We start from the raw sequence: 26,810 nt of genomic DNA on the forward strand, positions 1-26,810 counted from the left end.
TAAATCTCAGTGGCGATTCTAAGCGAGTGCTTGCTTGAGGTATAGAAGGATAACGATCATATACGGGGTTTAGGATGTAATCCCATTATCCTTCTTTAACTTGTATTAGTCATCTTATATTAGCCCAAACCTCGTGCATGTTTACTCGCTGAAAAAATGCTCAAACAAATTGAAATATTTAAGTATTTTATGATTTTTGAACCAAGATTTATTAGGACTTTTTAGGCATCTGAAAGAAAATAGCAAGTCTATATTGTGAGATAATTTTGTGTAATATGAGAAAAATGGTTCCGTTAATACTAGGCAGTCTTAGCGGGTTCAGTTGACGAAATATTACGCAAAATTAGCCACTAGATGGACTTGCTATTTTTTTGAAGATGCCGTGAATCGTTCCTTCAGCATTGTTACTTCGCACCCACAGTGGTGCAAGAAAAAAATTCCTCCGTACCTGCGGAATTTTAGGCATGAATCTTTGTAGCTCATTTTATTACAAAAAATAATTTAATGAACTTTACTCGAATCTATATTATAGATGAACAAGCTGGAAGCTTTAAATTACTAATACCAAATTTATTCCTATAAACTGGAATTTGAAGAAGAGTAGAGAGTAAGGAGTAGAGTGAATGTGGATTTGCCTTTTGCTTCTCTCAGGTAAATCTTAGAACTTAATAGTGTCAGCTACGCCAAGCACTATATTTTAAGCGCCTTGTGCGCAATAAGTTTTAGATTTTTCGAAGCATAGCAGAGAAAAATCATCCTTCACTCTACTCTCTGCTCTCTACTCTATACTCTTTCTTTCAAATTCCAATCTTTCACACCATCTATATACTTTTTTCTGCATTTTCAAAGTCGCATTCCATTAGAGAAACTATCTTTGTATTATGCATTTTCTTGTACACAAAATAAAAACATAAAAACAAAGGAATACTTCCATAGTTGGTTATAAAGTCAAAAAAGCTGAAGGTTTTAGCTTGAAATATCCATATATTAGAACCAAATAAGACCACAGTGCAAAGTATCATTGCAAGTATAGGACCAAAAGGATACCACAAGGCTTTATACTTTAAAGCTTCAAGTTTCCTGCCTTGAGCAACATAAGCTTTTCTGAATCTATAATGACAAATCGCTATTCCAAGCCATGTTATAAAGGTTGTTATTCCCGATAAGTTGTAAAGAATAGAATATATCTTACCGTCTCCTATAAGCGATGCAAAAAAAGCTGTTGATGCAATAACTGATGTAAAAATAAGTGCATTTATAGGAACCCCTCTTTTGTTTATCTTTCCAAGCATTTTAGGGGCTTTTCCCTGTTTAGCCATAGCATACAACATACGAGAGCCTGCGTAAAGTCCTGAATTACCACAAGAAAGAACAGAGGTTAATATAACTGCATTCATTATTGAAGCTGCAGCAGCAATACCAGATCTTTTAAATACAATAGTAAACGGACTGTATGCTACTTCTGATACCCCATTTTTAAGTAAATTAGGATTAGTAAAAGGGATAATAAAACCAATAACAATAATTGCACCAATATAAAAAATAAGTATTCTCCAAAAAACTGAATTTATTGCTTTTGGCACATCTTTTTCTGGATTTTCGGATTCACCGGCAGCTAGTCCAACTACTTCTGTACCAGCAAAGGAAAAACCTGCTGTTAAAAAGCTCATTAATATTGCAACTCCGCCACCTACAAAGGGTGCAGAATTGCCTTTTCCGTCCTTAAGTACCCAATTGCTAAAGCCTACCGAATGTCCTCCCATAATTCCAAATATCATAAGCACACCAACAATAAGAAAGATAATAATTGTTACGACCTTTATGCTTGCAAACCAATATTCTCCTTCACCATATGCTTTTGCAGATAATAAATTCAAACCAAATAAAATAGCTAAAAATCCTACACTCCAAATGGTTGTTCCCGTATTAGGTAACCAAAACTTAACAACAAATCCAGCTGCAACTAACTCTGCTGCAACAGTAATTGCCCAGTTAAACCAATAATTCCATCCTAGTGCAAAGCCTAATGCTGGATCAACAAATTTTGATGCATAAGTTTCAAAAGAACCGGAGCTTGGTATCATTGTTGCCATTTCTCCAAGGGAGGTCATTAAAAAATATACAAGAATACCCATAATGGCGTATGCCGCAATTGCTCCACCTGGTCCGGCAGCGCTAATTGTGTTACCACTAGTAAAAAATAGTCCTGTTCCAATTGAACCTCCTATAGCAATCATATTCATATGTCTTGTTTTTAAATTTCTTTGTAATTCCCCTACTTGCTCTTTTTTATCTAACTTCCCCATCATTAAAATTGCCACCTCTTCTGCTCAAGTATATTAAAAAATCAATTCTTTAGCGGCTACGCTAAGATTATATTTTCTTAATTTTCATATCCTATATGCTAGCAAAGCGTTTTACTATATTAACTCGTTAAAGTGTTACAGCAATAAGATACCAAAGTATTATACCATAAATAATGCAAAATTTCACTTTCTATTTCAACAACTTTTAATATATTTAAGTATATTCAATTTTTTAATCAAATAGAAATTACTTTGTACTAAAAAAACAGACCAGTAATAAATTACAAGTCTGTTATATATTACAAAGCAATTCTTACAGATTTTTAAGAATAAATTTATTTATTACATCCAAAACCTCTCTGCTCCAGAATGACCCTTCATGTGGTGCTCCATCAACACATACAAGAGTTGCATCATAACCCGCATCAGATAATTTGTGAAACATTAATTCGCTTTGAGAAAATTCAACATCAGTATCCTTATTTCCATGAAGAATAAGAAATGGAGGATATTCCTTTCCCTCTTCTATGTGATTTACCGGATTAATGTCCATGAGTCTTTCAATATTTTCTTTTGTGTCTTCTCCTCTAAGGCTTTCAAAAATTTTCTTAGACTCATCATCCATATATTCTAAATTTTTTAACACACTAGTAAAATCAGCAGGTCCAAAGCAGTCAACTACCATTTTAACGCTATCTGAATACTCCGCATATTCTTCTGTTTTATAACGATCCTCATTCCCTGTCAAGCCTACAAGTAATGCAGTATTGCCGCCAGATGAAGTTCCCCATATTCCAACTCTTTCTGGATCTATTAGGTAATCCGATGCATGTTTCCTTAAAAATCTGATACCCGTCTTAATATCCTGTAAAAATGCAGGGAATGGATGGCCTTCCACACTATTTCTATGTGTTAAAGTAGCTACCACATAGCCTTCCCTTGCAAACTGAGCCAATTGAGGTATTTCATAATAAACATCTGGAAATTTCCACGCACTTCCCTGTACAAAAACAATCAGTGGATATTTAGGTTTTTCTTTTGCAGTATCATCTGACCATGGTCTAAAAATCTGCATTTTTAATTCAACTCCATGTGCATTAGAATACACTACATCTGGAACCATAAGTGCCATACCTTCCAGCGATGGATTGCTTTTAATTGTTATAATCTTTTTATATTCCATATTAATCCCCTCCTTTTAAGTCCGCCTACCTTATTTTACATTTTAATATTCTCCCAGGTAAGAAATATAATACCTCTTCTTTTATTAACATACAAGCTTTTTTAATTGTAATGAAAGAAAATAACTAAAAATACTGCACTCCAAATTGTTGTTCCAACATTAGGTAATCATAACTCAACAACAAATCTATATACATAAGTTTCAAATGATCCAGAATTTTATTATTGGCACTTTCCAAACTCTCGTGAACTATTTCGAAATTCAGTTGGAGTCATACCTCTTTTAGCTGTAAATTGTTTAATAAAATATGTATCATATTCAAAGCCAACAGCATATGCAATTTCATTTAAACTCATACCTGTATGTGTTAAAAGACTCTCTGCAACTTTTAAACGATATGACAATAAGTATCCCATTGCTGTACATCCATACAAGCTCTGGAATAATTTATTTAGGGACACGCGATTCAAGTGAGCACATCTTGTTAAATCTTCTAAACTTATTTTATCAGAATAATTTGTATGTATATATTCCAAAACCAAATTAACAGGTGTTTCTTCATTATGAATACTTAGCTCTTCAAGTAACCCTAATATTTGTATCAAATACTTTTTTATTCTACACACCCAAAGAGAATCACTCTGCTCATATACTTCTGTTCCCATAACAAAGAACCACTCATATAATTTTGGATAAACCTTCTCATTTACAGTATACACATTAGTATGAATATTATCTTTTTTAAAAAGTGAAAGACCCATTTCTATTTTCAAACTGGTTGACAGATACCCCTGTGCTTCAGAAAAATGAGCGGTATTAAAAAAATCAAGGTGAAAAGAAAATGATTGTGCAGATACATTGTGTTTTTCAAAAACTTGCAGCTTATCCTCCATAGATAAACAAAGAATACTTGGAGCCACAACCTTTCTTTGCTGATCATTCAAGCTTAAATTTATACTTCCACTTGTAATAAAGGTTATAGTAAAACGTTCATTATAAGGCAAATTTACAAAACCTTCATTTGCAACAAATTCAATATATACCTTCCTGTTCTTGTGGCGATCCATTTGTGGCATAAAAAGCCCTCCATTAACAAATAGTATAGTTAAAAGCTTCATTTATAACATTGTATCATAATTTATTAATGCTAAACTATTATCTATAACTGAACAAAAGTTATGCTCAATATATTTCCCATAATTTATACGAAAGGAGAATCATTATGTGCATTGAACGCTTCCATATTAAAGTTTCTGATGAAATACTTGATGATTTAAAATACAAGCTGGAGCATGTTCGCTGGCCTGATGAATTAGAAGGCTTAGGCTTTGAAAGAGGAACTGAAATAAACTATTTGAAGTCCCTCATTTCTTATTGGAAAGAAAAATTCGATTGGCGCTCACAAGAGAAAGAGTTAAACCGTTTTTCTCAATTCCGCTGCAATGTTGACGGAATAGATATTCACTTCATACACGAGCGAGGTAAGGGGCCTAATCCTATACCGATTATACTTACTCATGGATGGCCTGACAGTTACATACGCTACCAAAAGATTATTCCTCTTCTTACTGATCCCGCTAATCACAGAGGCAAGCCTGAAGATTCTTTTGATGTAATTGTCCCTTCATTGCCCGGATTCGGCTTTTCCAGCAGCCCTAAATATAGTGGCGTCAACAACTACCGCATTTCTGAAATTTGGGCAAAACTAATGACTGAAAAACTTGGCTATAATAAATTTGCTGCTGCGGGCGGTGATGTTGGTTCCGGTGTTACAAGATATCTGGCACTAAAGCACCCAGAACTTTTAATTGGAATTCACCTAACAGATATTGGTATTATAAGAGAGCTCATGACTTCACAGGACAATACAAAACTTTCAGAAGACGAATTACAATACAAAAAAAGTGCCATTGAATGGGTTTCCAATGAAGGAGGTTATATGTCTATTCAATCCTCAAAACCACAAACTCTTGCATATGGACTTTCAGACTCACCAGTAGGTTTGGCTGCTTGGATTATTGAAAAGTTTTATGCATGGAGCGATTGTAATGGTGAGCTGCAGCAAAAGTTTAGCAGGGATGAATTGCTTACTAATATAATGATTTATTGGGTTACAAATACAATAGGATCATCAGCGCGTATATATTATGAAAACATGCATTCTTTGCCACCAATGGGACATATAGAAGTACCTACAGGTATGGCTCTTTTCCCTGCTGATATATTGTTGCCACCCAAGGAATGGGCTGAACGTAATCTTAATATAAAGCGCTTTACTACAATGCCTAGGGGTGGACATTTTACTGCCATGGAAGAACCTGAACTTCTAGCAGAAGAAATCCGTACATTCTTCAGACCCTATAGAACTAGAACAAAAAGCAATATTTAACCTTCTTTTGATAAACTAATATATTTGTGGATTTCATTAGTGAAAATGAGGCATAACCTTTGAAATCCACAATTTTTGTTTTACTTTTCAAGGCTTTACCAACATTTATAATTGTATATTGCATACCTTATGACGAACTAATTCGCTCTTTAATGACTAGTTCCCTTTCAAAATTTATACCCAGATTGAACCACGAAATCCCCTTACACCATAGTAAGATTCGGCACCACTATGATACACAAAAACATTGCCATAGCGAAAATCTGCAAAGATGGCACCTCCAAGTTTTCTAATCTCAGAAGGTGTTTTAAGCCAGCTGGATGTTTTCATATCAAAACTTCCAAGTTTTTGAAGCTCCCTGTATTGTTCTTCTGTTAAAAGCTCAATTCCCATAGCAGCCGCCATATGAGCAGCACTATTTTTCGGCTTATTTGCTTTCCTTGACTCCAGCGCTTCATTGTCGTAACAAACACTTCTGCGGCCTTTAGGACTTTCCGTTGAACAATCATAAAAAACGTACTCACCTGTCGTTTCGTCATAACCCACAACATCTGGCTCACCACCAGTTACTTCCATTTCATTAAGGGACCACAGCTTTTCAGTGTTAGCTTCCAGCCTTGCTTTTACTTTATCCCATTCAAGACCTTTATGGCGGATTATGTTTTTCTCAAAACGGGCTTGCAATGTTTTGAGTAATACTTCACGTTTTTCTAGTGATAGCTCTCTTTTTTCATTTTCCATAATTAACTCTCCTTATAAAATAATTCGAATAAAGGTTTCAAAGGAGTATCCTCACATACCATCGTCCATTAAATTTGTATATTAAGGTTTACGTAAATTATGCTTTTTTCCACCGCTTAAGAGTTGGTAGTAACGCTGTCATTTCTTTTCTTGCTTCTTCTTCGCCTATTGCTTTTCCCAAAACAGGCACAATTAGCTCAATCATTTCTTCCATAGATATATTGGGGTCAATAAACTTTCCTTCTTTATAGCAATTTGTGCAATAAATGCTTTTACTTCCATCTGGCTCTGTTGCTATGAAATGTGCATGTTCTTTATTAAACGGTAAACCACAACTTTGACACATTGTTACTTCCGCCATTTTTATCACTCCTTTAGTATAGTATATATATGTAGTGCAGCATTTTCAACATTATTCATCGATCTACATTATATTTAACATTTACTAAAAATTTAAACAAGCAACCCTTAAATATAGATAAACAACATGAAAGATTTAAATTCACAATACCAAATTTATGCTATTAAATTATGGTTTGACTTAGAGCACAACTGACAGAGTACAGAGCACAGTGAGGGTGGAGAAGAAATCATCCTTATTTGGTTATACACTTCCCAGATAAAACAGCATAAAAAAAAGAATAACACTAACCTGTTATAGTCAATGCTATCTTAATGTTATAATTTATATTTTGTTTTTAAGCTATAACTACTTTAATACGCAGTTATTAACTCCAACATTCATTGACTTTCCATCAACAACTCCTTGTATTGTAACAGTATCGCCTTTTTTCAAGTTTGATATTTTATCAATTTCTCCCTTTTCTTTAAAGAAACATTGAACATTTGTTACTGCAAAATCTTTTCCTGATGAAAGTACAATAAAAGTTTGTCCAGCAATAACACCAATATCATTTATTGTACCACTTGTTAAAACTGTTTTACCTTTATAATTCTTATCTGCATTTACTTCATTGTCCTCATAGGCTTTAGCTAAATCAACAGCTGAAACAGTGATTGCTTCTACCTTTTTTTTCTCAGTTTTCTTCGTATCAGTAGTATTCGTAGATGTTGTAGCATTTTTATTTCCGCCCATTGCCGAACCAATACCGCCTAATATTACAAGTGCTAATATTACAGTTATTATTTTGTGTTTCATAAAGAAATTTCTTTGGTCTTTACCACAATGAGGGCATTTCTTTACACCTTTTGCAATTTCTTTGCCACATGCTTTACATGAAGTTAAACTTTTGTTTTCACTCATTTGTTCTCCATCCACCCTTTACAATATAATATGACAAGGGGTATTATACTATTTTTTTGTGAACATTTATAGAAAGGATTAATGGGACTATAAGAAAACTTATCCTCAACATTAAATAAATAGCTTCTAATCTGCCTAGCTACATCATTTTGCATTATTATTCCTAGACGGAGATGCTTCTTCTTGCTCATAAGGTTGCACCTCTTCCCCAACTCCGTAGGATTTAAGTTCTGAGTAAGGGGAGGTGTTGGTTAAGTGCTAGGTTCAACAGTAGTTTTATACGTTATGTACAAATGGATCGATAACAGCTAATTAAGGATTCAATTGGTTCAGCAATGTTAGGTAAACCTGAGTATAAGGGCATCAGTACAGTTAAAGTAATTGACGGAACTAGATAACCATTGTATAGGAGATTATAAGCATGCTAGTATATTTCTATCCCCTATTGGTACAGAGAATTAAACAAGAATCCTAGGGTGAAGAATAATGTTGATTTTACAACATAAATAAAACTTGCAATGCCGCGAATTAAATATTTATGGATTAGTCATATATTACATTTTTTCCTTCTTCATTTAACTTTTTTAAAAATGAAAGCATATGATTTATTTCTTCATCAGAATGTCTTTCCCATGAACCTAATTCGGCTATTATTTTCAAGGGAGATTTAGACCTATATGAACGTGTCGGATTTCCAGGGAATTTTTTGTCAGTTAAGTTCGGGTCATTTTCAAATTCACCTAATGGTTCTACAATATAAATTCTTTCTTTTGATTTAGATGTCGCTAATTCAGCACCCCATTTAGCCGCATTTAACGTTGCAGTAAAATAAATATAGTTAGATTTTTTATTTTGGTAATTTGATAAATGTTGTGGTTCTAATAAATCTCCAAGTTTTAGTTCTGCTTTAGTACCATGAAAAAAAGGACCACTATCTAAAACATCTTTTTTGTCATTCATGCTGATACACTCCTTTTATATTTATGCATAACACTATAGAATTAAAAAAATTGATGAACAGCATTTTTTATAGGTTTTCTATAGTAAATTTCAGGGGAATTAACTCGATCATAACAAACAATTCTTCATAAAGTGATATCTGTTCCTATGATACACACAATAAGCACAAATTATAAGCCTGTTATTTAAAAATTTCATATGCTATAATTAAAATGGGAGATTAATTTATTTCTCAAGTAATTAAGAAATTATATATTAGGATGATAATTTTTTATACAAAAAGAGAGGCCTATTTGGCCTCTCTTTTTGCTACTTTTCTACTCTTTCACTAATTATTTCGCTGTATTCATTTAGACTAGAATCTAGTACTTTGCTTGCAGCGATAACTTCTGGATTAAGCAGATTTTCTTTTTGTTCAATTAGTTCTGTCAACTTTTCTCTTAATCTTTGTATTTCTACTTCTATGTCCTGAATTTTCGACATTTTAAAACCTCCTTTCAAAAACATTTTAAGAAAGAAGGCAGTCATAATATATAGTAAATTGGATTTTTCATATTAATTCTGTAATATTTTGTTTAAGTTACAAATAAAAATAAGCACCAATATTTCTACCAGTGCCTATCTTTATATTTATTTTAATGTGCATAAAGCCTGCCACTTCGAGTCTTGTCTTTGTAATTGAACACCCTTTTGAGATCTAAAAAGAGATACCCATTTCGAGTATCTCTAATAGCATGCTTTTGTAGTGCAGCACACTACATGCTAAAATAGTGACCTAGTTCCAAATCTGCAATCAAGCCTGGTTGCACTGGCTTCCATCCCAAAATTTCTTTTGTTTGTGCAGAGTTTCCCGGCGCTACGCTTGGAAAATCAAGTGCAGCCAACGCACCAAGAAATCCAAAATGCTCATCAGCTTCTTCACGCGAAATGCTTACCACTGGAATATTTAAGTGTTTTCCGATAGCACTGGCAATTTCACGAAAAGGAATTCCTTCTTCGCTTCTTCCAGTAAAATATGAACCGGCAGGTGCTTTTTCAATTGCCAGACGATAAAGCTTAGCAGCATCAAGTCTATGAATAGCTGGCCATCTGTTAGTTCCATCTTCAACATATGCAGATACTCCTTTTGAGCGTGCAATACTTATAAGTCGTGGAATAAATCCATGGCTATCCGCATCACTATGTACTGAAGGCGCAAGACTAATGACAGCAGAGCGAACTCCTCTATCAGCTAACGCTAATGTAGCCTTATCCGATGCATCCCCATTAGCATGAGCAGTGGTCACAAATGGTTTCCCAGTATCTATAAGAGTTTCACCTATTGTGTTAATTACATTTAAATCAGCTGCAAGCGATCCTGCAAAATCTGAAAAATCATGTGAAAAGGCCAAATGAACGACACCTTCTGCCATGGAAGCCCCTTTACAAAGGCATTCCGTATCTTTAAGCGTTCCAATCAGTGCTTCTGCTCCAACATTTTCTAATTTTTTGACCCCCTCTTTTGAACGTGTTAAGCCAATCACTTTATGCCCAGCCTGAATTAGTTCTTGTACAACCGCTGAACCAATATAACCTGTTGCTCCAGTTACAAAAATTTGCATAAAAATTCCTCCTTGAATAATTATAAAATCATAATAAAATTATAAAATTGCATCAATGCTTATGTTTTTGAACTCTAGAAACATTATAGGACAAATTAATCTCATGAGGTTGCCTATTAAAATTTGTTTTTTTGCCTAATCCTGCTTCATAAATAGAAACAGCTTCAATTTATATATTTTCTTAATCCTACCATGATATAATTAAAAATATAAAAATCATATTCACATTTAAAAATCATACCGAGGAGGTACTCATTAAACATGGCCATAAATAATGAACACTTATCAGGCTCAACTCCATATAATACCAAGGATGAGCTTTCATTTGAAATAAATCGACTTACACATTTAATAGAAGATCTCACTCCTAAAGATGGTGGCTTTCCTCTTAATATCCCTGGTCTATATGTAGGGCGGTTTTCACATCCTAGTGCTAAGAATGTCAAAAGCCTTTACTTGCCATCTTTAGGCATAGCACTACAAGGTGTTACTCTCGTTACAATCGGAAATGAAATATATCATAATGACGGAACACATATGCATATTGTTCCCATTGCTATGCCAATTACTCTTCAAACCATAGAAGCTAGTCCTTCAAGACCTTATCTTGGCATAAGAATGGAGCTTAATCCTGAAAGAATATCTTCTCTTATCCCCAAAGTGTACCCACACGGTTTACCTAAAGCACAAAAAATGAATGTTAACTATTTCACTGATATTGACATAAATATTGTAAGTGCTTTTTCAAGGCTTCTACAATTATTAAAGAGCCCGAAAGATACAAAACTTCTTGCTCCTTTCATAATTGACGAAATTTTAATGCGCCTACTTTGCAGTCCCATCGGCGATCATATCGCTGAAATTGGTTTCTCAAATTCCGAATCACAACAGATTACAAAAGCAATTTCCTGGCTGAATGAGAATTTTGCAAAGCCAATAAAAATTGCAGCCCTTGCAAAGCTTTCAAACATGAGTACATCCGCATTTCACCGGCATTTTAAGTCACTTACTAATATGAGCCCGCTGCAATACCAAAAATCCCTTCGGCTCCATGAAGCGAGACATTTAATGTTATCTCGCCAAATAGATGCAACTACCGCCTGCCATTTGGTAGGATATATCAGTGACTCTCAATTTAGTCGTGATTACTCAAACTTTTTTGGAAGTCCTCCAAAAAGAGACATTAAGAAAATGAGAATGCAGGCACAAATACCGTTCTGACAACTCCATCTGTCATGGGTAAACATAAATAATATTTCTAGAAACCTAGAGAACTATGCTGTATAATTCGTAGTAAGCAGAAAAAAATTACCTCTATGCATAAATTACGCCGCCTCAAACTGATTGTTATATAGTTCTGCATAAAAGCCTTCTCTTGCAAGCAGTTCCTCATGGCTTCCACTTTCGATAATATCGCCGTCCTTCATTACTAGAATAATATCTGCATTTTTTATTGTTGACAGACGATGAGCAATAACAAAGGAGGTTTTTCCAACGGTAAGTCTATCCATAGCTGCTTGTACTATTCGTTCCATACGTGTATCCACCGAACTTGTAGCCTCATCTAGTATTAATAATGGAGCATTTTGTATCATTGCCCTTGCTATAGTAATGAGCTGTTTCTGCCCTTCTGAAAGACTTGTTTTATCATTAAGCATAGTATCGTAGCCATTTGGTAAAGTTTTGATAAAATGATGAAGCCCAACACTTTTACATGCTTTTATTACCTCTGCTTCTGTAACTCCCTGCTTGTTGTATATAATATTCTCCTTTATGGTTCCCTCAAAAATCCAGGTATCCTGTAATACCATACTAAACTGCTCATGTACATTTTCTCTTGGCACCTTGTGAATAGGAACACCATCAATACATATTTCTCCTGAATTAAGTTCATAAAATCTCATAAGCAGATTTACTATGGTGGTCTTTCCTGCTCCGGTCGGTCCAACGATTGCCACCTTCTGTCCTGCTTTTATATCAACTGAAAAATTATTAATAATTGTCTTATCCGGTGTATATCCAAATTTAACATTCTTGAATTCAACATTTCCTTTAACCTTAGCAAGCTTACTCTGCTTTTCTGACTCATTTTTCAATTCAGCTTCATCAAGAAACTCAAAAACACGTTCACTTGCTGCTGCAGTTCTTTGCAAAGTTGTCATTGCCATTGCCATTTGTGACAGTGGTTGTGTAAATAATTTAGCATACATCATAAATGCTACAATGACACCGAAGGTAATTTTTCCATCCATAGCTAGTGCTGCACCAACTCCACAGACTGCTGCATAGCTGAAGTTTCCCATAAAGCTCATGAGAGGCATCATTAATCCAGATAAGAATTGAGATTTCCACGCACTTCCATACAAATTTGTGTTGTACTTTTCGAAGATTTCTTTAGCTTCACTGCTTCCATTATAGACCTTAACAACATTATGTCCTGTATAAACCTCTTCAATATGACCGTTGATACGGCCCAAGGCTTCCTGCTGTTCCATAAAGTATTTTTGTGAACCTTTCATGATGATTTGCATAAAAACAATTCCAAAAGCACTTGCTCCTACAGCAGTCAATGCCAGAATCCAGTTGCTATAGACCATCAAAACAAGAGAACCTATCAGCATTGTAACTGAAGTAATAAGTGTACCAATACTTTGATTAAGTGATTCCCCAATTGCATCTACATCGTTTGTTACACGGCTCAAGACATCTCCAATACTAGTTGAATCAAAATATTTAAGCGGCAGACGATTAATTTTTTGCGAAATATCCGTTCGCATCTTCTTGGAAATAACCTGGGTTACCTTTGCCATGATCATATTCTGTAAATAATTCAAAAGCATTGAAATACCATAAAGCACTGCCAGTGTCCATGCAATTTTAGAAATCACATTCATATTAATACTTCCAATCACCTGATTTCCTTTTATCATTGCTGGAAGACCCTTCATAATTTCATTGGTTAAATCTTTTAATTTATCCGGTCCGATAATCTGCAGCACCGTTCCAGCCGTAGCAGCAATCCATGCAATCAATATTGCTGGTATATATTTTTTACAGTACCCTGCCAGTTTACCCATAGTCTCCATAAAACTTTTCGGTTTTTTTACTCTTCTGTCCATAGTCCCTCTTTTACTTGAACTATCCTTAAAATTTTGTTCACTCATGATATCAATTCCTCCTCGCTTAATTGTGACATGGCTATTTCTTTATAAACCTCACAGGTATTTAAAAGCTCTTTGTGTGTGCCCTTACCAACTATTTTACCTTCATCCAGAACAATAATCTTATCCGCATCCATAATAGTGCCGATTCTCTGGGCAACAATAAGGTTAGTTACTCCTGATGTTTCCTTTTTCAACGTTGACCTTAATACTCGGTCAGTCTTATAATCCAGTGCCGAAAAACTGTCATCAAAAATATAAATTTCTGGTTTACGACAAACTGCCCGTGCTATGGCTAAACGCTGTTTCTGACCGCCTGACACATTTGTTCCTCCCTGGGAAATGTCTGCTTCATATTGATTTTCCATTTTTTCTACAAACTCGCTTCCCTGTGCAATTCTCACCGCGGACCTTATTTCCTCATCTACTGGCTTTTTCTTTCCGTTGTCACCGTAACCTACATTACTACTTACCGTTCCTCGAAACATTACTACTTTCTGTGGAACATACCCAATTTTATTATGCAGAGTTTCCTGCGTATATTCCTTCACACTTACACCATCTACCAGAACATCACCTTCAGTCGCATCATAAAATCTTGGAATCAAGCTGATAAGTGTACTCTTACCACTACCCGTTGAGCCAATAAAAGCAACTGTTTCTCCCTTCTTTGCAGTAAAGCTTATATTTTCCAGAACATAATCAGAAGCTCCTGGGTACTTGAAACTAACATTTCGGAATTCAACCTGCCCTTCCATTTCCTTATTTCCTTCCTTTACACGTCCATCTATAATTGAAGGTTCTGTTTCCAGCACTTCATTTATGCGTTTTGCAGATACAGATGCTCTTGGCAGCATGATAAAAATCATTACAAGCATCAAGAAAGGCATAAATACCTGCATAGCATAAGAAGAAAACACCACCATGTTAGAAAATAGTTTCAAACGATTCATAGCTTCTGCTCCGTTAATAAGATAAGCCCCAATCCAGTAAATAGCCAGGGACAATCCACTCATAAGGGTTGTCATCATCGGCATCATAACAGCCATACCTCGGCTGGTGTATAGCTGCGTAGCCATTAATTCTTCGTTTGCATTTTCAAACTTTTTTTCTTGATACTTTTCTGCATTATATGCTCTTACAACCCTAAGTCCTGTAAGATTTTCTCTTGTTACACGGTTGAGATTATCAGTAAGAACTTGCATTTTTTTAAACTTTGGCATGACGAAAATCATAATCATAACTATGACAATAACCATAATTCCAAGAGTCACTCCAGTAGCAACCGTCCACTCGAACCCTTTTCCCTCAATTTTTGCAACTGCCCATACTCCTAGGATTGGTGCCTTGATTAGCGTCTGTAAGCCCATAGCAACAAGCATCTGCACTTGAGTAATATCATTCGTTGATCGAGTTATCAGGCTATCTGTTGAAAAACGGTTGATCTCTTCCATTGAAAAAGAATCTACCTTAGAAAACAAAAGGCTTCTAAGTGTCTTTGAAAAAGAAGCCGCAATTCTTTCAACAAAAAATCCTACCACTACAGCAGCTGCAAAACTTCCCAAGGCACAAAGCATCATCTTTCCACCGGCTAACAATATGTCTGACATCTCACTTCCTGGTGTTTGCAAAAACTTTGTAATATCAGACATATAATCTGGAAGTTTTAAATCTAGCCAGACCTGTACTACTATAAATACCAGACTGGCAAATGCTTGAATCCACTCTTTCATTCTCAGACGTTTTAATAATTTAATCATGTTTTTTCCTCCTTTTATTAACAGTGTTGTTTACTAATACTGTTAGCAATTTATGATAATGTATACAGTCACACAGCGTGACTGCATACTATATAAAATCTTCTGGATTTCTATTAGCCAGCTTTTTCATAATCCGGATATACTCCTTTGCATCGTCTTCTCCGAGATACTTAAGCATATTGGTTACGAAATTCATCATCTTTTGATTCTGCTCGTGTACATGCTCTCTTCCGGCATCAGTTAAATCAATTAAAATTCTTCTTCGATCTTCAACATCAATTCTTCGTGAAATTAGCCCCTTCTTCTCCAAACTGTTAAGTGCTGCTGCAATTCTAGCTGAAGTTGCTCCCATAGCATTACTTATATCACTTGGAATCACATTTCCCTCATGGCTTGAAATATAGGAGAGTACAAAATTTTCACCATGCAAGGAATCGTTAACCCTCTTCTGAGGATTTCTTCCGTGCATGTGATGCATTACCTCCATAAAATCATGTGCTAAACTTTCATAATCCATTTTTTCACCTTCTTGAGCCGAATATTATCTAACACTATTAAGTATATACACTGTTAGGTATTTTGTCAATACTAATACATTATAATAATTATTTTGCCTAACAATCTTATATAGATGGCAACTTGGAATATTAAAATTACCACTGCCAAATTCATCCCAATAAACTGGAATTTGAAGAAGAGTAGAGAATAAGGAGTAGAGAGTAGAGTGAATGTGAATTTGCCTTTCGCTTCTCTCAGGTAAATCTTAGAACTTAATAGTGTCAGCTCCGCTGAACACTATATTTTAAACGCCTTGGGCGCAATAAGTTTTAGATTTTTCGAAGCATAGCAGAGAAAAATCATCCTTCACTCTACTCTCTGCTCTCTACTCTCTACTCTTTCTTTCAAATTCCAGTTTGTAAGGATAATTTTGGATTATGCAATTTTGAAGTTTCATGTTATCTTTCTATAACACCATTAATCACTTGAATCACTCCACCTTGAATCCATCAACCTTACTAACTAAATCCTCTACTGATTTATCCAATTGTGAAGCAACTCCAGAAACTTCTTCTATAGAAGATGCCATTTCCTCTGCTGATGCTGATATTTGTTCTGTTGAAGCTGATACTTCTTTGGAATCAGCTACTATATCTTCAACTTTATTTACCACCGTAGCCTTAACCTTAATTGCCTTTTTTACAGAACTATAAGTTTCATCTACCATTGGTGTAATATCTTGAACCGATTTTAATATATCATCAAAGGATTCAATTGTTTTTCCAATAACCTTTGCCTGCTCACCAATTAGTTCATCCATCTCCTTTGAAGTATCAATAACTTCTGCGGTTTCTCCACTAACTAAATTTATTAAATTCATGATTTCTGCTGCTGATTTACTTGACTCTTCTGCTAATTTTCTAACTTCATCTGCTACAACTGCAAATCCTTTACCATGCTCCCCTGCCCTTGCTGCCTCTATAGCCGCATTTAAAGCCAAAAGATTAGTTTGCCCTGAGATTTCATTAATCGAATCTGTTATTTTCCCAATTTCGCCTACAGTATTCCCTAAACCATTAATCTTAGTTCTAACCATAGAAAATGAATTTTTTACACTATCAATAGATACTGTCAACGATTCAACAAAATCCTTTCCAACTACCGCTTTTTCTTCTGCCGATTTACTGCTTGTATTAACCTCTGAAACTTTATAATATATATCATTCAAGTCATTATCAAATTCTTCCAATTCCTTTGTTATATCTAGAAGCTGACTAGTTTCATTTACCGCCCTACTAGCTATTTCTCCAATTGCTGTTGCCACTTCATTTACTGCTATGGACATTTCCTTTGAATTGTTTGTAAGATTACCTGATAAATCACTAACCTTTGAACTACTTTCTTTAACTCCAGATATGGTAAATCTCAACTTTTCCATTGTGTTATTTATTCTCTTTCCCATAAGAGCAACTTCATCATCACCCTTAATATCTGTTTTAATTGTAAAATCACCAGTAGCTATAATTTCCATTGCTTTCACGACACCATTAATACCATCAGTAAATTTTTTTGAAATTGCTACTGCAAGCACAATTGAAATAATTATAACTATTCCAACTATAATTATAAGTAAGTTAGTAACTGCTTTTGATGTTTTCATAAATTCAGATGTTGGTATAGTTGCTACATATATTAAGCTCATGGACTTGTCTTCATTGTATGCTGCCAATTTTTTAATATTGTTATATTCATATTCTGCAATTCCAGATTTTTTATTTAGAATTTCTTTTGAAACATCTATTTTGAGAAAACCTTTCTTAAATATTTCATTCTTATTAGGATGTATTACAGTTGTCCCATCCTCTTGTATAGCAAAAATATACCCCGATGATCCAATCTTAATGTTAGTCACATATTTATTTGATAACTTTTCCAGATCCACAGCATATATGATATATCCAATTATTTGATTATCACTACTTAAAATAGGAACGCATATTGCAAATATGGATTTTCCAGTACTGCTACTTTTTCTAATACTAGAAACCACCATTTCTTTTGTACTCTTAACCTTTGCTAAATAGTCTGGCATTGGCGACTTATCCTTTTCAACCCCACTTTTTAAAGCATCAGTTAAACGTTTTTCATCACTACTAATAAAAACTATATTAGCAAAAACACCATATCTAGTTAATACTCCTGCATATTTGTCTGATACTTGCTGCTTCAATTCTGTTGAAGTATTATTACTAAAGTACTTTATTAAGGTTTCATCCTTTTGACTATCTAAGGCAAGATTTTTCAGCATTTCTATGTTCCCTTCCATAGATTTTTGCGACACTAATAATTCCTCATTTAACCTAGTGTGCGCATCACTTTTATTAGACCTTTGCACAATTGAATTAATTATAAATCCAGATACAATTAAAGGGATTATAGCAAAAACTGTAAATAAAATAATAAACTTATTTCTTAATTTCATACCTCTTTCCTCCATTCTAATTCATACAATTATATGTATTTCTTTATTATCGAAATATGCACTCAACTCTGAATGTTTTTCGACTTAATTCTTCATATTTTTAGCAAAAGTTTCACAAGTTTTAATTATTAAAATATTAAATATTGCAAAAAATCATATGTTAATATACAGGTATTATGAAATTATGAAATTTTATGTCGAAATAAGAGTTATACCAGAAATGAATAATAGTTCTTATTGAATATATATTTCACCTTTTAATCCTAATACAAAAATTAATTTTAACTAAATAGGCTATTCACCTCCCAGCTTCTATAAGTGGGAAATGAATAGCCCATATTATTATAATATTACTTTAGGAAAATGGATACGCTCCTATACTTGAACTCCAAAAATAGCTACATTCTGATCATATAAATCAAACTTATTATCCTTCCATTTTAAGATATTCAAAAAATAACCCAAACCGTCAACATTAGATCTTCCAGCTATTTTTTGATAGGCCATTAGATCATATACTCCATCTAAATCATAATCCACAGGATAAAGGTTGCTTATTGGATCTACAAAACCGCTTATTGGCTGCTTTAAAACTCCATTTGCATCATATGTTTCATTCAAATAATCTTTGTCCCTAAGGGATATATCTATAATGTATTTTTCTTTGTTTTTCATGCTTAAAGCTTCAACCTTGTAATTATTTTTGAAGGTAATATCATATTTATATTCCTCATTATATGCTTCAAAGTCAAAGATTAGCTTTGGTATATTGTTTACAAAGGAATAAATATAGTGAAAAGTATATCCACTGCTGCCGCCGGAAAAAATGCTTATCTTAATATCCTTCACCTTGTCACCTGTAAAATCAGCCAAAAACAGCTTTGGATCGTAGCCTGCATTTGCTTTAAGAGGTATGCTTGTAAACCTTCTTGTAGCTCCATCTTGAATTACAAGCGTGATATTTTGTTCAAAAGGACTATCTTGCGTCTTTACAGCAGTCAAATACACATTATCAGGTATTTTGTCGCCATTTACATCTCCACGCCCATAAGAAACAACTCTAGTATATAGAGTAGCTTGCCTGAAACAACAATTATACATGATAACTCCATTTTTATTATTAGTTTTCAAAATATCTTATGAAGTAGTAGAGTAGTTTGCTACATTTTTTATTTAAAATGCATCCTAAACTCTATCAATATTAATTAATTTTAAATTTGCTTATTTCAATTCCTAATTGCCCTGCTAAAGCTTGAAGCTGGTTTGAACTTCCTATATTGCCCTTCATACATCTTCTAGATTCTCCTGTTTTAAAACCAGTCTTTTGATAATATTTAACTTTATCTTGCTTAACTGCACCTACATAAATTATTTTATTTTTATCAGAACGACTTACTGCAAGCCTAGTTCAATCATTTTTATATCTACTTCATCAACTACTCCTATGTCAACCTTTATTTACTAATATTAGCGTACTAAATGCTAATTTCTAGTTTGATGAAACATATCAACTGGATTTTAGTGATTTTATAAAAATTCTTCTCTAATCTGTTCCAAAAATTTCTCCATATCCTTTGATTCTTTTCCAATATCAATTTCAACTTTCTCTTCAAAGTGCTTTTGATCGATATAATCATGGTTGGCTAGTTTTTCTAGAGCTTTACGAAACGCTGCAATTTCATCTTTTGTAAAACTCTTAAAGAGATTCAGAAAATATCTGTTTGAATTGATAGCGTTTTTTTGCATTACGGATAGCCCCATCTCTGTGATACTGATATTTACACTTCTTTTATCAGTTTCACTCGGTTTACTAGAAAGATATCCAACATTAACCATATTGCTTACGAGACGATTTACATTCTGTTTGCTTGTTCCAAGAGTATTGGCTATATTTACGATTGTTGCTTCCCTCGGTTCTAGATGAGCGATTGCAATTAACAGCATCAGTTGCCTTAAAGTAAGACTTTCTAATTGTGAATCCGCTTCTACCTGTATTTTATTTAAAGCTATAAAAAGAAGGCTAAAGGCTTGATGCATATCATCTAAAATCTCAAGTTCCTTTTTATAATGATTAAAATCCATTTTATATCTCCCACCTTTTCGTTATGTAAAGCAAAAATATCACTATAAATGGTATAACATAAAATTTCTATATAGTCAACATGTTGACAAATTGAATAAATAACGATATAGTAAACATGTTGACTAAATAAAATATTCTCCTATTATTTTATATTATAGAAAGAAGGAAATGATTTATATGAGAATTTTAGTTTATGGCGCAGGAGTAATCGGATGTGAACTAGCGCATGAATTGTGTAAAGGAAAAAATGATGTTACGATTCTAGCACGAGGAAATTGGAAACAGAGCATAGAAAAAAATGGTCTAGTTGTACAACATTATGGTCAGCTGCATACAACAAAAGACTCTGTTAATACAATAGAAAAACTAAACACAGACGACAAATATGATTTAATTTTTGTAACAATGCAATATAATCAAATATTGAATGTCTTACAACAGATAGCAAACAATGTAAGCCACTATATCGTGCTAGTAGGAAACAATATGACTCCATTGAATTGTGCGGAACAAATAAAAAATCTATCTACTGCAGAAAAAGAAATTGCTTTTGGTTTTCAGGGGACTGGTGGACGCAGAGAAAACGGTAAGGTCATCAGCATGCACTCTTTTCATGTTGGAATGACAGTTGGTGGTCTAAATGGGCATTTAACTTCAGACTTTCAAAAGTTCATTATTACTGCATTTAATAACACAGGATACCAATTGACATGGGAACAAAATATGGAGGGGTGGCTTTTATCTCATGCAGCGCATATATTGCCAACTGCATATATTTGCTATAGTGTAGATTGTAATTTAAGACGCACAAGTAAAGAACAAATCCGTCTGGCAATTGATGCCACTTCGGAGGCTCATAAAATGCTAAAAAAACTTGGGTATCCGATTCGACCGGATGGAGAAGAGGAAGCTTACAAAGAAAAACGTAAAAAAAAGCAGAGGTTACTTTATTTAATGGTAAAAACTCCGGCCGGAAAATATGTTATTAGCACTCATTGTTCTCACGCAGTTCCAGAAATGTCTGCGTTGGATCAAAAATTTGAAGAACTCAAAAGAAAAGCAGGTGTGTCTATGCCCGCTTGGGATAATCTACGCAATCAAGCAATTGCTTTTCTTGACAACCACTGCTAACGGTTATTTTTACACAAATGTATACATAAACATACATTGGGTGCTTGAAATACCCAATGTTATTTTCATTTTATAAATTTTCCTACACAGTAGATTACAAGCAACCATACTCCACAAGCTTGCTTGGATTACTTATCTAAACTCAACCCAATAATTTCTATGTGGCTCAATAATAATAGAACCAAAGAAATGCTTAATTTGATTAACTGCTACTGGAGTAATTTCGCTTTTGCCACCATTATATTTATTTGCACTTTCCATCGTTAAAAAACACTTAACAGATTCATATTCTTCGCCATCTTCTGCTTTTCGCTTAATTATATCAAAACCAAATTTCCCTTCAGATTTCATGCTAATAGTAGGCAATGTTCCAAGAATATATACCACCTTATCCTTCATGAGTTCAAATGCCTTTTCATTACTAATTCTATTTCTAGCTGCTGCATACATAATGCAAAAGGAATCAATCAAATCCTTTATAGGCATTAAATCTTCTTTGGTAATAATAAGCGCCTGTGGTGTAAGACCACGAATTATAAGAGCATCGAAAGAAGTCTTCTGAATCACATTATCTACTGCCATTCCAAGAGGCAGCTGAATGAACTGATACTCTTTTTGCTTCGCCCGTTTAAACTCCTGTAAAGTTTGATTTAAGGCTTCCTGGGAAATACACATATGCACAGCTCTATCTATTTCAATATTTTCATCATCACTTATCACTACTATGTCGCGGTCAAGCTGCTCCATGAAACCAAGCTGTCCCAAATTAATATTAGAAGTATATTTAATATTTTTATTTTCTGATGTTATTTTTTGTCCATGCTTTTTTAATTTATCAAATAATCCCATTAAAACTCCCCTTTTCTTACTAATATCACTAGACTCTTTACACTCTTTGACTGGCAAATGCTTTATGCCAGCATTCTCCAATGCCTCAATCCACCTATTAATATCCTCTGGCAAAATTAAAAATCTTTCATCTGTCACATACTTTTTCATACCTGTTGTCAAAATATTCATTTCATTTTCTACAATTGTTCTTAATCTGTCAACAGCAATAAATCTATCTTGTTCTGCAAGTTCTAACAATGCAGCTTTAATATTATTAAAATGTTCTTTTCCAAGTTGCTTTAGATATTTTACATCCAACAAATAAAGTTTACTAAAGAAAATTTCATTGCTTGGATAATTGTTAATAAAAATAGAATTCACAATATTATCGTTGTCAATTACATGGATTTCTCCTCCACATTTACAGCACTTTGCAGTTCCAACCTGTCCATATCTAGAACCACAATGGACATATAAATTAGGCTGTGGATGATTGCACCTTGTACAATATAGTGGAAATATTGCTGCATCCACTGCAAGTCTTAGTTCATCCCATTGTCTTCTAATTACAACTCTATTCGTTCTAATACTATCTTCATTTAACTCCATTAATCCCATAGTTTACTCCTCCATAATACATTACAAAAATCACTACCTCTACTAATATTTCGAGCGAACCATATCGTTATAAGCCACATTGATGCACACCTCGAAATCTTCATACTCGTCCGATACACTTACATCATTTAATCTAATGTAATACCACTTTCCCATAGCAGATTTTTTTACTGTAACCCACGGTCCATAATTCTCTTTGCTCCTATAGTAATAAACATATTCAGTGTCGGTTATCTTATATAATTCACATCCATTTACTAACTTCATATCTCATATATTCCCCCTTCTTTAATAACTACATATATGTTTTAGACCAACTTTCATCTTTTCCAAGTCGTTCTTTTATACTATTAATTTTCCAACCATCTTTTGTTGGCGAAAAAATAAATTGTTTACCAAAACAAGAACCTTTCCATTCTTCATAGTTAATTTCAATAACAGCTTTTTTTCTGTTTTCATTATAAATTGCAAGTCGTGTTCCTTATCAATAAAATAAAACTGTGTTGGTTCCCCCATACATCCCCCTATCCTTGATGCTTCGCTAATTTTCTCAGTACAATATTCTCGCAAAATTTCTCTTTTCTTCTGGCTAAATTCCTTCCATATCCTTCTTCCCTTATCAACCAGTTCTTCAGGAATCTGATTGCCCTCATAGGAATCGTTAAATTCCTGTTCCATGACGTTATATTTTTTCTCCAAACTGTTCAACTTATTGAGAAATTCCATTAATTTTTCTACTAATTGATTTTTATAATCTTCATACTTTTTTGCATCCATAAATAATTCTCCTCAACTTCAAGTTTTACAAAATTATTAGACTATATCTTACGTACTTCTTCCAATTTCATGGATATTGCCACCATTCACTTTATTATATTCCATTTTTATAACTATTTTATTGTACTTTAAAATAATCATCTACTATTTTAGTTATATCTGGCCTTAATTTTTCATCATTTACTAAGAATTCTACAAAGAAATTTTCAACTTCTTCATCTTTAATCTCTGCAATTAAAGAATATACCTCATTCCATATAGAAACATAAGATTGATTTTTTCCAATAAAAAATGCTAATTGCTTGAATCTTGGGTTTTTTAGTTCAAATAATGCTTTAGCAATATAATATAACGTTCTATCATCACAAGCTTCCTCATATGTAATAATTTTATTAAGTCTTGAATCAGATAAATCCCCTGCCCATTCAATGCAAGCTTCTGTAAATGCACTAGGAAAATAGTCACTTGTTCTTAAAATATCTTCTGACCAATTATATGTTCCAAAGCTTTCATCCTTTAAACTTAGATAATTTTCCATCTCACTTTTTGACATTCTATTGTCTGGAAAAGAATCTCTAACTTTTTTCAAACTACTTAGCAGTTCATTTTCATAAATTGTTTCTCCTGATATAACTAGACCACCTTCAATACTTTTATTACTATGGCTAGGTAAAAATACTCCTGTTGCAGGTAGAATAACTAAAGTTTTTACTGGTCTTTTCTCCAAAGCAGCAGCAACAGCTTTATGATGTCCATCAAGCAACGCACATAAATACCCGTCTAAATAATATGCTATTGCTCTATAATTTTCATTCTTTCTATAAAATTCTGCTGTATCATTATTAAAGAGTCTTGGCGGTTGAGTTGGTAAAATATATTTAGGTCTATCTTCACTCCAATTACCATCATCATATATTTGACATGATGCTTTATTGAGTGTAGGCTTATTTTCTATAGCCCAAAAGAACTTTCCATCTCCATCTGTAGGAAATAGTTCCAAATCTGCCAAAGCATAATATCCTGATGGCAGAAGACCTAGAAGTGGCTCTAAATTCTTTAATGCTTGTTCTAATGAAACAAAAGGTTGATTTAGAGTTTCTCTTAATTTTGATATAGTTTGATCATTAGTTTTGTCTAGCCCATATCCCGCAGAAATTAGTTTCTCACAAGTTGGACAAAAATACTCATCTCCATGAAATTTACTTAGCGGAATATTATCATAAACTAAACAAGATAAACCCTCAGTATCATTACTCCCATATTTTTGTCTAAGCATACCCTTCCCATTTTTGAGGTAAAAAACAATACCATCTCCACCCCAGCAATTCTTATCTTTCTCTAATTTTTTTATTGGAATTATATCTATTTTATTTTTCCCAAACATTTTGCTTAACAACTGTATCATCACCTTTTATCTGCCTATAAATAATTCATTTATTATAGCTATTATAAATTAATATCTATAATAAATCTAATTTTGGCAATAAAAAAATAGCTTACTATAACCTTAATAAGCTATTTTTTATAAAAAATTTTATTGCTTTCTTAACTATCTTTATTGATTTTTTATAAAAGTATCATTATCAAGCTCCTCAAAAGCTAACTGGAGCTCTTTATTTGTGTTCATAACAATTGGACCACCCCAAGCCATAGGTTCCTTAAGCGGCTTAGCGGATAAAAGAATAAAACGTACATCCTTATCTGCTGACTTAATCCAAAATTTATTATCATGACTGAACAATACAGCTTGCTTTTCATCCACTAAATCTTCTGGATTATTCACGCTCTTGTGGGGATCAAAAATTGCTTTTCCGGTGAAAATATAGACAAACAAAGTATTTTCAGCATCATTTATGAAATGCCATTCCTTATTACGAGGCAATTCAACATCCAGATAGGTCGCTTTTATATATTTTCCTTCAAAAGCACCCTTATGTCCATTATAGTTTCCTGCAATCACATGAACCTTTGTTCCGCTTTCATCAATCACAGGTATATTTTCATACTTTATATCTCCATAACTTGGTTCTGTCATTTTGTCTTTGGCGGGTAAATTCAACCATAATTGAGCTCCTAGCATATATCTACTTGCTTTAGGCATTTCCTGATGGATAATACCAGAACCAGCCGTCATCCATTGAGCTTCACCATCAAGAATGCTTCCTCTGTTACCAAGGCTATCTCCGTGCTCAATATCTCCATGAATCAAATAGGTAATTGTTTCTATTCCTCTATGAGGGTGCCATGGAAACCCTTTTGTATAGTCTTTAGGATTTTCTGAATCAAAAGCATCTAACATCAGAAATGGATCATAATCCTCAGCATCACTATACCCAATAACACGAACCAGTTTTACACCTGCACCATCAACAGCTGGTTCTCCTTTCGTTATTTTAATTACTTTTCTCAATGTATCCATATTGTTCTCCTCTCGAAAAATATTTCTGATATTATTAAAGGCTTAACACACGTAATGTCAAGCCTTTAATAAGAGTTTATATTTTACCACTTGCCTAAATTCATATGTCCTGCAAGTTCAGTCTTTGATCTCTGTTTAATAATCCATGCTTCATCTTTAGCTTGATTAAAGGCAGCTACACATTTAGGATCTAAGTTATCTTCTATACCTTCCTTGCTAAGAGCTATTATCTTCTCAGCTAAAGTTATAATTTCCATGTGTATTGCATTTGTCTTATCTGAACGATATATTTTTTCAGCAGCTTCACTGCTAAGCTCCTCAAACTTATCTGCTCCTACACCGCATTTTGGACATTTTTCTGGAGCAGCTTCACCTTCAAATATAAATCCACAAACTGAACATTTAAATAACTTTTTCATAATTTTCCCTCCTATTAACTTAATCATAACACCTTTATATGACTTGTACAAATTATTATCTAATAGTGATTATTATCTATATGTATATTATTTCACTTATACATTACAATGTCAATATATTTTCATAATTTATTTTTAATTGTATGATAGGCTACAAAATATCCTATATAGCAAAAGAACATTATTA

The 26,810-nt window shown here is 33.6% G+C and carries 24 protein-coding genes; 3 read left to right on the plus strand and 21 right to left on the minus strand.

Annotation, left to right across the window (positions count from 1 at the left end; genetic code table 11):
* Positions 1 to 821 precede the first annotated feature (821 nt).
* The 3 genes from ACJDT4_RS20895 to ACJDT4_RS20905 form a co-directional block, all read right to left on the minus strand.
* Complete coding sequence (locus tag ACJDT4_RS20895; protein WP_406789600.1) at positions 822 to 2,306, minus strand: amino acid permease; 1,485 nt, start codon at positions 2,304 to 2,306, stop codon at positions 822 to 824.
* A 313-nt stretch (positions 2,307 to 2,619) separates the two neighbouring features.
* Positions 2,620 to 3,489 (minus strand): prolyl oligopeptidase family serine peptidase, encoded by an 870-nt coding sequence (locus tag ACJDT4_RS20900; protein ID WP_406789539.1) that lies wholly within the window; start codon positions 3,487 to 3,489, stop codon positions 2,620 to 2,622.
* A gap of 221 nt (positions 3,490 to 3,710) precedes the next feature.
* A complete protein-coding gene (locus ACJDT4_RS20905; RefSeq protein WP_406789540.1) occupies positions 3,711 to 4,565 on the minus strand; it encodes a helix-turn-helix domain-containing protein in 855 nt (284 codons plus the stop codon).
* Positions 4,566 to 4,711: 146 nt separating this feature from the next.
* Here ACJDT4_RS20905 and ACJDT4_RS20910 point away from each other — a divergent pair, with 146 nt between their 5' ends.
* Positions 4,712 to 5,878 (plus strand): epoxide hydrolase family protein, encoded by a 1,167-nt coding sequence (locus tag ACJDT4_RS20910; protein WP_406789541.1) that lies wholly within the window; start codon positions 4,712 to 4,714, stop codon positions 5,876 to 5,878.
* 174 nt (positions 5,879 to 6,052) lie between these two features.
* Here ACJDT4_RS20910 and ACJDT4_RS20915 read toward each other — a convergent pair whose 3' ends face one another.
* The 6 genes from ACJDT4_RS20915 to ACJDT4_RS20940 all read right to left on the minus strand — a co-directional run bounded on the left by ACJDT4_RS20915 (position 6,053) and on the right by ACJDT4_RS20940 (position 10,444).
* The gene (locus ACJDT4_RS20915; RefSeq protein WP_406789542.1) at positions 6,053 to 6,619 is read right to left on the minus strand and encodes a DUF4256 domain-containing protein; all 567 of its coding nucleotides are present in this window, start codon (positions 6,617 to 6,619) and stop codon (positions 6,053 to 6,055) included.
* 97 nt (positions 6,620 to 6,716) lie between these two features.
* Entirely contained in the window at positions 6,717 to 6,980 is a 264-nt protein-coding gene (locus tag ACJDT4_RS20920) for a zinc ribbon domain-containing protein (RefSeq protein ID WP_406789543.1), read from the minus strand.
* Positions 6,981 to 7,328: 348 nt separating this feature from the next.
* Entirely contained in the window at positions 7,329 to 7,883 is a 555-nt protein-coding gene (locus tag ACJDT4_RS20925; RefSeq protein ID WP_406789544.1) for an OB-fold protein, read from the minus strand.
* Positions 7,884 to 8,426: 543 nt separating this feature from the next.
* The gene (arr, locus tag ACJDT4_RS20930; protein WP_406789545.1) at positions 8,427 to 8,843 is read right to left on the minus strand and encodes an NAD(+)--rifampin ADP-ribosyltransferase; all 417 of its coding nucleotides are present in this window, start codon (positions 8,841 to 8,843) and stop codon (positions 8,427 to 8,429) included.
* A gap of 309 nt (positions 8,844 to 9,152) precedes the next feature.
* Complete coding sequence (locus ACJDT4_RS20935; RefSeq protein ID WP_406789546.1) at positions 9,153 to 9,326, minus strand: Spo0E family sporulation regulatory protein-aspartic acid phosphatase; 174 nt, start codon at positions 9,324 to 9,326, stop codon at positions 9,153 to 9,155.
* Between the two features lie 272 nt (positions 9,327 to 9,598).
* A complete protein-coding gene (locus ACJDT4_RS20940; RefSeq protein ID WP_406789547.1) occupies positions 9,599 to 10,444 on the minus strand; it encodes an SDR family oxidoreductase in 846 nt (281 codons plus the stop codon).
* Between the two features lie 261 nt (positions 10,445 to 10,705).
* Between ACJDT4_RS20940 and ACJDT4_RS20945 the strand changes: the two genes are divergently transcribed.
* Positions 10,706 to 11,665, plus strand: coding sequence for an AraC family transcriptional regulator (locus ACJDT4_RS20945; protein WP_406789548.1), 960 nt, complete (start codon positions 10,706 to 10,708; stop codon positions 11,663 to 11,665).
* Positions 11,666 to 11,769: 104 nt separating this feature from the next.
* On the opposite strand, the gene ACJDT4_RS20950 is transcribed toward ACJDT4_RS20945, so the two are convergent.
* The 6 genes from ACJDT4_RS20950 to ACJDT4_RS20975 form a co-directional block, all read right to left on the minus strand.
* Positions 11,770 to 13,608, minus strand: coding sequence for an ABC transporter ATP-binding protein (locus ACJDT4_RS20950; RefSeq protein WP_406789549.1), 1,839 nt, complete (start codon positions 13,606 to 13,608; stop codon positions 11,770 to 11,772).
* Entirely contained in the window at positions 13,605 to 15,365 is a 1,761-nt protein-coding gene (locus ACJDT4_RS20955) for an ABC transporter ATP-binding protein (RefSeq protein WP_406789550.1), read from the minus strand. Before ACJDT4_RS20955 ends, ACJDT4_RS20950 begins: the two co-directional genes overlap by 4 nt.
* A gap of 88 nt (positions 15,366 to 15,453) precedes the next feature.
* Positions 15,454 to 15,882 (minus strand): MarR family winged helix-turn-helix transcriptional regulator, encoded by a 429-nt coding sequence (locus tag ACJDT4_RS20960; protein WP_406789551.1) that lies wholly within the window; start codon positions 15,880 to 15,882, stop codon positions 15,454 to 15,456.
* 471 nt (positions 15,883 to 16,353) lie between these two features.
* On the minus strand, positions 16,354 to 18,345 hold the full coding sequence (locus ACJDT4_RS20965; protein WP_406789552.1) for a methyl-accepting chemotaxis protein: 1,992 nt from the start codon (positions 18,343 to 18,345) through the stop codon (positions 16,354 to 16,356).
* A 375-nt stretch (positions 18,346 to 18,720) separates the two neighbouring features.
* Positions 18,721 to 19,446, minus strand: a complete 726-nt coding sequence (locus ACJDT4_RS20970; protein ID WP_406789553.1) for a VCBS repeat-containing protein — start codon at positions 19,444 to 19,446, stop codon at positions 18,721 to 18,723.
* Positions 19,447 to 19,872: 426 nt separating this feature from the next.
* Positions 19,873 to 20,427, minus strand: a complete 555-nt coding sequence (locus ACJDT4_RS20975) for a MarR family winged helix-turn-helix transcriptional regulator (protein ID WP_406789554.1) — start codon at positions 20,425 to 20,427, stop codon at positions 19,873 to 19,875.
* A 178-nt stretch (positions 20,428 to 20,605) separates the two neighbouring features.
* Here ACJDT4_RS20975 and ACJDT4_RS20980 point away from each other — a divergent pair, with 178 nt between their 5' ends.
* Positions 20,606 to 21,559, plus strand: a complete 954-nt coding sequence (locus tag ACJDT4_RS20980; protein WP_406789555.1) for a ketopantoate reductase family protein — start codon at positions 20,606 to 20,608, stop codon at positions 21,557 to 21,559.
* Positions 21,560 to 21,691: 132 nt separating this feature from the next.
* Here ACJDT4_RS20980 and ACJDT4_RS20985 read toward each other — a convergent pair whose 3' ends face one another.
* The 6 genes from ACJDT4_RS20985 to ACJDT4_RS21010 form a co-directional block, all read right to left on the minus strand.
* Positions 21,692 to 23,008, minus strand: coding sequence for a hypothetical protein (locus ACJDT4_RS20985; protein WP_406789556.1), 1,317 nt, complete (start codon positions 23,006 to 23,008; stop codon positions 21,692 to 21,694).
* A gap of 42 nt (positions 23,009 to 23,050) precedes the next feature.
* A complete protein-coding gene (locus ACJDT4_RS20990) occupies positions 23,051 to 23,275 on the minus strand; it encodes a hypothetical protein (protein WP_406789557.1) in 225 nt (74 codons plus the stop codon).
* Positions 23,276 to 23,350: 75 nt separating this feature from the next.
* A complete protein-coding gene (locus ACJDT4_RS20995; protein ID WP_406789558.1) occupies positions 23,351 to 23,785 on the minus strand; it encodes a hypothetical protein in 435 nt (144 codons plus the stop codon).
* A 118-nt stretch (positions 23,786 to 23,903) separates the two neighbouring features.
* Entirely contained in the window at positions 23,904 to 25,181 is a 1,278-nt protein-coding gene (locus ACJDT4_RS21000; protein ID WP_406789559.1) for a hypothetical protein, read from the minus strand.
* 159 nt (positions 25,182 to 25,340) lie between these two features.
* Positions 25,341 to 26,204: a pirin family protein gene (locus ACJDT4_RS21005; RefSeq protein ID WP_406789560.1), complete on the minus strand. Its 864-nt coding sequence runs from the start codon at positions 26,202 to 26,204 to the stop codon at positions 25,341 to 25,343.
* A gap of 83 nt (positions 26,205 to 26,287) precedes the next feature.
* Positions 26,288 to 26,623, minus strand: coding sequence for a rubredoxin-like domain-containing protein (locus ACJDT4_RS21010; protein ID WP_406789561.1), 336 nt, complete (start codon positions 26,621 to 26,623; stop codon positions 26,288 to 26,290).
* Positions 26,624 to 26,810 lie beyond the last annotated feature (187 nt).

The sequence above is a fragment of the Clostridium neuense genome (assembly GCF_045310695.1).
In the GTDB taxonomy this organism is placed as follows: Bacteria; Bacillota; Clostridia; order Clostridiales; family Clostridiaceae; genus Clostridium_S; species Clostridium_S neuense.

Bases quoted from the DNA above. Each gene is read 5' to 3' on its own strand.
- ACJDT4_RS20895 (WP_406789600.1), bottom strand. From the start codon at position 2,306: ATGGGGAAGTTAGATAAAAAAGAGCAAGTAGGGGAATTACAAAGAAAT.
- ACJDT4_RS20900 (WP_406789539.1), bottom strand. From the start codon at position 3,489: ATGGAATATAAAAAGATTATAACAATTAAAAGCAATCCATCGCTGGAA.
- ACJDT4_RS20905 (WP_406789540.1), bottom strand. From the start codon at position 4,565: ATGCCACAAATGGATCGCCACAAGAACAGGAAGGTATATATTGAATTT.
- ACJDT4_RS20910 (WP_406789541.1), top strand. From the start codon at position 4,712: ATGTGCATTGAACGCTTCCATATTAAAGTTTCTGATGAAATACTTGAT.
- ACJDT4_RS20915 (WP_406789542.1), bottom strand. From the start codon at position 6,619: ATGGAAAATGAAAAAAGAGAGCTATCACTAGAAAAACGTGAAGTATTA.
- ACJDT4_RS20920 (WP_406789543.1), bottom strand. From the start codon at position 6,980: ATGGCGGAAGTAACAATGTGTCAAAGTTGTGGTTTACCGTTTAATAAA.
- ACJDT4_RS20925 (WP_406789544.1), bottom strand. From the start codon at position 7,883: ATGAGTGAAAACAAAAGTTTAACTTCATGTAAAGCATGTGGCAAAGAA.
- arr (WP_406789545.1), bottom strand. From the start codon at position 8,843: ATGAATGACAAAAAAGATGTTTTAGATAGTGGTCCTTTTTTTCATGGT.
- ACJDT4_RS20935 (WP_406789546.1), bottom strand. From the start codon at position 9,326: ATGTCGAAAATTCAGGACATAGAAGTAGAAATACAAAGATTAAGAGAA.
- ACJDT4_RS20940 (WP_406789547.1), bottom strand. From the start codon at position 10,444: ATGCAAATTTTTGTAACTGGAGCAACAGGTTATATTGGTTCAGCGGTT.
- ACJDT4_RS20945 (WP_406789548.1), top strand. From the start codon at position 10,706: ATGGCCATAAATAATGAACACTTATCAGGCTCAACTCCATATAATACC.
- ACJDT4_RS20950 (WP_406789549.1), bottom strand. From the start codon at position 13,608: ATGAGTGAACAAAATTTTAAGGATAGTTCAAGTAAAAGAGGGACTATG.
- ACJDT4_RS20955 (WP_406789550.1), bottom strand. From the start codon at position 15,365: ATGATTAAATTATTAAAACGTCTGAGAATGAAAGAGTGGATTCAAGCA.
- ACJDT4_RS20960 (WP_406789551.1), bottom strand. From the start codon at position 15,882: ATGGATTATGAAAGTTTAGCACATGATTTTATGGAGGTAATGCATCAC.
- ACJDT4_RS20965 (WP_406789552.1), bottom strand. From the start codon at position 18,345: ATGAAATTAAGAAATAAGTTTATTATTTTATTTACAGTTTTTGCTATA.
- ACJDT4_RS20970 (WP_406789553.1), bottom strand. From the start codon at position 19,446: ATGTATAATTGTTGTTTCAGGCAAGCTACTCTATATACTAGAGTTGTT.
- ACJDT4_RS20975 (WP_406789554.1), bottom strand. From the start codon at position 20,427: ATGGATTTTAATCATTATAAAAAGGAACTTGAGATTTTAGATGATATG.
- ACJDT4_RS20980 (WP_406789555.1), top strand. From the start codon at position 20,606: ATGAGAATTTTAGTTTATGGCGCAGGAGTAATCGGATGTGAACTAGCG.
- ACJDT4_RS20985 (WP_406789556.1), bottom strand. From the start codon at position 23,008: ATGGGATTAATGGAGTTAAATGAAGATAGTATTAGAACGAATAGAGTT.
- ACJDT4_RS20990 (WP_406789557.1), bottom strand. From the start codon at position 23,275: ATGAAGTTAGTAAATGGATGTGAATTATATAAGATAACCGACACTGAA.
- ACJDT4_RS20995 (WP_406789558.1), bottom strand. From the start codon at position 23,785: ATGGATGCAAAAAAGTATGAAGATTATAAAAATCAATTAGTAGAAAAA.
- ACJDT4_RS21005 (WP_406789560.1), bottom strand. From the start codon at position 26,204: ATGGATACATTGAGAAAAGTAATTAAAATAACGAAAGGAGAACCAGCT.
- ACJDT4_RS21010 (WP_406789561.1), bottom strand. From the start codon at position 26,623: ATGAAAAAGTTATTTAAATGTTCAGTTTGTGGATTTATATTTGAAGGT.